The organism is methanotrophic endosymbiont of Bathymodiolus puteoserpentis (Logatchev) (assembly GCF_900128525.1).
Lineage (GTDB): Bacteria > Pseudomonadota > Gammaproteobacteria > Methylococcales > Methylomonadaceae > Methyloprofundus.
In genome coordinates this window covers 1-5364 of sequence record NZ_FQTQ01000109.1, presented here as the reverse complement: position 1 = coordinate 5364, position 5364 = coordinate 1, and the positions used below count along the sequence as shown (strand labels likewise).

The 5364-nt window shown below is 37.6% G+C and carries 5 protein-coding genes and 1 CRISPR repeat array; of the genes, 2 read left to right on the top strand and 3 right to left on the bottom strand.

Going from position 1 to position 5364, the window contains the following annotated elements; all coding sequences use genetic code 11:
- Positions 1-432 precede the first annotated feature (432 nt).
- Together cas2 and cas1 are read right to left on the bottom strand one after the other, a co-directional pair.
- Positions 433-711 (bottom strand): CRISPR-associated endonuclease Cas2, encoded by a 279-nt coding sequence (gene cas2, locus BQ7314_RS09460; RefSeq protein WP_174483461.1) that lies wholly within the window; start codon positions 709-711, stop codon positions 433-435.
- Positions 692-1648 carry a CRISPR-associated endonuclease Cas1 gene (gene cas1 / locus BQ7314_RS09455; protein WP_174483460.1) on the bottom strand — a complete coding sequence of 319 codons (957 nt, stop codon included), beginning with the start codon at positions 1646-1648 and terminating at the stop codon, positions 692-694. The genes cas2 and cas1 overlap by 20 nt, the downstream gene beginning before the upstream one ends.
- 340 nt (positions 1649-1988) lie before the next feature.
- Between cas1 and BQ7314_RS09450 the strand changes: the two genes are divergently transcribed.
- Positions 1989-2267, top strand: coding sequence for a type II toxin-antitoxin system RelE/ParE family toxin (locus BQ7314_RS09450; RefSeq protein ID WP_174483459.1), 279 nt, complete (start codon positions 1989-1991; stop codon positions 2265-2267).
- Entirely contained in the window at positions 2267-2572 is a 306-nt protein-coding gene (locus tag BQ7314_RS09445) for a HigA family addiction module antitoxin (RefSeq protein ID WP_174483458.1), read from the top strand. The genes BQ7314_RS09450 and BQ7314_RS09445 overlap by 1 nt, the downstream gene beginning before the upstream one ends.
- A 205-nt stretch (positions 2573-2777) precedes the next feature.
- A CRISPR array of direct repeats spans positions 2778-4356; the repeat unit is 36 nt; unit sequence GTCTTAATCCCTTCATAAACAGGGCTACTTTCTGAC.
- A gap of 283 nt (positions 4357-4639) precedes the next feature.
- Here the strand turns inward: BQ7314_RS09445 and BQ7314_RS16110 are convergent.
- Positions 4640-5041 carry a Card1-like endonuclease domain-containing protein gene (locus BQ7314_RS16110; protein ID WP_425356643.1) on the bottom strand — a complete coding sequence of 134 codons (402 nt, stop codon included), beginning with the start codon at positions 5039-5041 and terminating at the stop codon, positions 4640-4642.
- Between the last annotated feature and the right edge of the window lie 323 nt (positions 5042-5364).

Here is a 5364-nt window from a genome sequence, read left to right as displayed (position 1 = left end):
GCTGTACCTGGTATGCTCTGTAAACGGCTCAGTGGCTGCTTCAGGATTGCTATTCCTGTTGCCAAGCAAATCTATAACACTCGCATTTAACTCCAAATTCACCCGCAACGCCGAAAAGTTTCTTTAACTAAAACTGTAGAGTCCTTAATAAGGATAATATGTTTATTTTCCGCAAAAGGTGATTGGGGGTAAATGACTTTTTCTTTAACAAGCCTCTGTATTTGTAATAAATTATTCAGTGAGTGATGAACTTTTTCCAAGCACTCAATGAAGTAAAGCTGGCTTACATTCTTGCTTAATTGTATTTTGTTTAACTGCCTGCATCTTCCCTCCTACACCTATATATTGATTTAGGTATAGAGTACTGGCTTTTAGTCTTACAAGGGTATTCGGCAAATTTGTGATAACAATTTAGAGTCATTAATATTGTAATCAAACAAACAACAGATCCTCTGTCTGCACCGAAACTCCCAAACAAATACGATCTTGTTCTGGGCTTAAGCGGTAAAACATCACTTTATCTTCCGCCCCGTTAATTAAATCAGTCAGTTCTGCCCTTAATTGTTCAAATTGACCAGAATTAACCTCAATCTCAAAGATAGAAAATTGAATGGGGACACCCCAATCTCTAATCAATCTATGCACTCGCCTTAAACGCTTGCTATCACAAATATCGTAACAAACCAAATATTTAGTAAGGTGATTGCTCATGTTGGCAAACAATCGTTGCAGCGTACTGAGCATAACAGCGCAACACTCGTCTAAAAGCGGGCGCTTTTAATCTAAATGCCTCATAGAAACGCTGTTTACCTGTCGCATGTAATAAGCACATATCGGTTATGGTAAAATCTTCCTGACGTAATACTGCCCGATGAAACAACTGATATACCCACGCATCCACTAACGGCCTAAGTGGTTCCATTAGATCACAAGCCAAAGAATCACGATGATAATAAGGCTCGTGTAAACAGCCTAAAGCAGGATCTAAGCCCGCTGTTTTAAGTGCATTGACAGAATCTTGATAACATAAGGTATACGCCAATGACAAACAGACATTAACGGGATCTTTCGGTGGTCGACGATTACGCCCCGTAAATTTTAATGCCGCTGGAAATACGTGCGTAAAGGCCTTAAAAAATAAAGCCGCCGCAGCCCCCTCCTTGCCACGTAAACTCAACAAAGTGCTTGGTATATCATCACAACAAAGATCATCAATTATTTTTTCTAAAGCATTAATGGCATGTGTCAATGGATAGCGTAGATCAGGACGCTGTAGGCGCAACTTCAACAAAAGCCGATAATGCCGAAATATTTTCAGTTTGACTAAAAAAATTGACCAATGTAAACGAAACGCTGCATCTTGATGGCATTGATATTGAGTTAGCCGGCGATGGATATCCCCTCGCATCGTACCTGATAAAAGCGCCGTACGATCAGGATAACGCGTATTAAGCACTAGTAGCGCGACATTCTTCTCAGCGACCAAGCCTAAAACACCCGCACTCAATGCCACATGCGGCGCCACAACGATGCGCTCTAATTGCGCCAAAGGCACACTACTGACTCGCTTGCCATTATGATAAAGCAATAAACAAGCACGCTCATAGCGTATTTCCATTGCTTTCTTTTCAACAAATAAAGTTTTCATTAGCCTCTCATATAAAATTTCAATAGGCTATTAAAGCGCTTATCACAGCAAAAAATCAGGTTTGACAAATTTGTAGAGCCACTTATAAGCAGACTCTTTTAAAAACGTAAGGGCAACCTTTTATAAGTATCCCTTCATAAATACATCAGGCAGACCATAGCTGTCTTTGTTTTTTTACTTTGCAAGCATTCGATTCACTCAAATAATCCAAGATATAACAAAAAACAAGCCACCATACTATTCAAAAGGTTCTGCTCCTTTTCCTTGAGTTTGACCTTGCTGAATTAAAAAACACAAAGTATAATTGCTTGTTGCGTAATAAGGAATTAATTATAATAAAATGATTAAAGGTTTTAAGCACAAAGGATTAAAAAAATTCTTTGAAAAAGGTAGCTTATCAGGCATCCAAGCAAAACATGCCGATAAGCTTCGAGATAGATTGGCTTTTTTAGATGCCGCCCTTGTTATTGAAGATATGGCAAAGCCAGGTTACAACTTGCATGAATTATCTGGGAATTTAAAAGATCGGTGGGCTATTATGGTATCAGGAAACTGGCGAATAACATTTGAATTTAAAAATGGCGATGCTTATATCGTTAATTATGAGGATTATCACTAATGACAATAAGACAATATAACCCACCTCATGTGGGAGGGTTAATTTACAGAACCTATATAGAGCCTTTTGATGATATTTCAGCCAATAATATTGCTGAATCATTAGGCGTGGCTTGCAGTACCTTTTCAAGGCTTATAAATGGTATATCTAACCTATCACCAGAAATGGCAATCAGATTATCTGCAGTATTAGGTGGAAGTCCTGAAAGCTGGATGCGATTACAAGAAGCATACGATTTATGGAAGGCAAAGGAAAATGTCGATACAGAAAAACTCAGTCGAATTGATTTTGATAAGGTTGCTTAATCAAATGTTAATACATGACTAACGAGTTGAGTTATTTAGGGTCAAAACGGGGGACAAGATGAGTGAAGATTCTTGATATTAACTATTAAAAAACAGTTGCTTATACATACTTTAGTGATTTAATCACTCATTGCGATAATGTTCTTTTCATCGTTTACAAGCATCCGCCCTATTAAAAAGTCTCTGCCCTCTATTTTCTATGAGTCTCACAACCCCTTCATAAACAGGGCTACTTTCTGACAGACGGCGTAGTACTGGCTGATAATGTTGTGTTGTCTTAATCCCTTCATAAACAGGGCTACTTTCTGACATGCCAACGCCTACAACCCCGACCACGCCATTCCGTCTTAATCCCTTCATAAACAGGGCTACTTTCTGACGTAAGTATACTGATCTACTAATACTTGAGCAGATGTCTTAATCCCTTCATAAACAGGGCTACTTTCTGACGAGAAAAGGAAGTTAGAAAGGAACTTTTAACATTGTCTTAATCCCTTCATAAACAGGGCTACTTTCTGACAACCAAAAAAAATAACAGGCGATAGAGTGTCAAGTCTTAATCCCTTCATAAACAGGGCTACTTTCTGACCAACAAGTGTTAATTTAACAGTATGCGCAGGTCAGTCTTAATCCCTTCATAAACAGGGCTACTTTCTGACGAAAATGAATATATCCAATATTTATACAATAAAGTCTTAATCCCTTCATAAACAGGGCTACTTTCTGACATTGAAAAGCAGCTAAACGAAAGAGATCTTGATCGTCTTAATCCCTTCATAAACAGGGCTACTTTCTGACCAAGACATACAGCACTTCGAAACAATAATGGTTAGTCTTAATCCCTTCATAAACAGGGCTACTTTCTGACACAACTTCTAAACAGTACGAAAATACCAAACCAGTCTTAATCCCTTCATAAACAGGGCTACTTTCTGACACTGGAACTCAGTGCATAGCAAGGTGCAGGCGAGGTCTTAATCCCTTCATAAACAGGGCTACTTTCTGACACTAAGATCAACTCTAATCAAATAAATTCAACTGTCTTAATCCCTTCATAAACAGGGCTACTTTCTGACTATATCTACAGAATATCCTAACCTATCCCCTGTGTCTTAATCCCTTCATAAACAGGGCTACTTTCTGACCTACTGGGGAAGTCTAATGGCTCGCTTTTTATCGTCTTAATCCCTTCATAAACAGGGCTACTTTCTGACCTTAATTTATCGAGCCACATCAAGGAAAGTGCATGTCTTAATCCCTTCATAAACAGGGCTACTTTCTGACAGATAGGGCTAAGCGTAATGATGCTAAGATGCTTGTCTTAATCCCTTCATAAACAGGGCTACTTTCTGACACTTATTTTCTTTTGATTCGGGAACATCTCCTGCGTCTTAATCCCTTCATAAACAGGGCTACTTTCTGACGAAGGGTTACTCTACCGGAGATCCTTGGGTCTACGAAGACAATCGTCTTAATCCCTTCATAAACAGGGCTACTTTCTGACCGTAGTTAATTCGTGTATTTGCCTAACACAGCCAAGTCTTAATCCCTTCATAAACAGGGCTACTTTCTGACCTTGTGCTAAGTTAAATTCGATGTTCCAATCATCGTCTTAATCCCTTCATAAACAGGGCTACTTTCTGACATCCATAAACCATTAGCTAAGTATATCTTTAACAGTCTTAATCCCTTCATAAACAGGGCTACTTTCTGACCTAGAGGCATAAGGTGAATACATACAGAAAGATGTCTTAATCCCTTCATAAACAGGGCTACTTTCTGACTGCTCGCCGCTAATAATCCTTTACTATCAATAGATTGCAAAGGGGGTTCACAAGTGCCTTTAAAAAGCATTTTTTAAACCCTATTTTTAACTCAAAAATACAAAAAAATCAATTCTGGATCCTTTTTTATATAATTCGCATAGGCTTAAAATATGCGAAAGGGCATTATACATCAACCTGATACCTGCCCAACTAAAAGTGAATTGATTGCTAAGTATTACTTGCAAAGTTTATGCAACTATTGCCTAAGTTCAAATTCTACAAATTCTAGCATTCTAAATTATTATACTTTACCCATCCATGTAATTACCTTATCTTTTAAGTTTTTTAAATCAGCCCCATAAATTACATCAATTTTATATTCTTTTGCTCGCTTAAGTGCTTGGTCATCTAGTTTTCGTGCTGATATTAACCATTTATGCCCATATAAACCTGCCGCTCTATGTCCTAAGCTTTCTAATTTATATAAAATATCAGTATCTTTACCTTTTTGTTTTTGAAAGTTGATGGTTTTGCATTCTATAAAAAGCAGCTGATTATGGTGCGCAACAATGCAATCCATTTCGTTACGAATATCACTTTTTAATGCGCCCGACTCGGCAAATTCGACATTAGCTAATACGTCAAAAGGCTTTAAATCTTTAATAATATGCCATGTATATTCTTCTAACCATTGCCCTCCTATATATTCAGCTCCTTGAATAGAATCAAAATAAAGGCAGTCGGGTTTATCTGAATCCCATTGGCATATTTTATGTTCTGTTAGTTTTTTTAAGGCAGTAAGCCATATTTTTCGAGGCTCTTGTCTAAAATATTGCTCTGGAGAGTTTAAAAAATTATCTTTGCCGCGTGATGTTTGTTTAGTTGCCTCTTGTACAAATTGATTAAGACACCCTAAAAAACCGTGTTTGTCTAATTCTTGCGCATTATGCCAGCAATTCTCAATTTAAAGAAATTCAATAACTTATGCTTGGACATAGCTTAAATACAGGCTTCTGAGATTTTAAA

What these genes read in the sequence shown, in the direction of transcription:
- cas1 (WP_174483460.1), bottom strand. Translation starts at nt 1,648, where the DNA reads ATGAAAACTTTATTTGTTGAAAAGAAAGCAATGGAAATACGCTATGAG.
- BQ7314_RS09445 (WP_174483458.1), top strand. Translation starts at nt 2,267, where the DNA reads ATGACAATAAGACAATATAACCCACCTCATGTGGGAGGGTTAATTTAC.
- BQ7314_RS09450 (WP_174483459.1), top strand. Translation starts at nt 1,989, where the DNA reads ATGATTAAAGGTTTTAAGCACAAAGGATTAAAAAAATTCTTTGAAAAA.
- cas2 (WP_174483461.1), bottom strand. Translation starts at nt 711, where the DNA reads ATGAGCAATCACCTTACTAAATATTTGGTTTGTTACGATATTTGTGAT.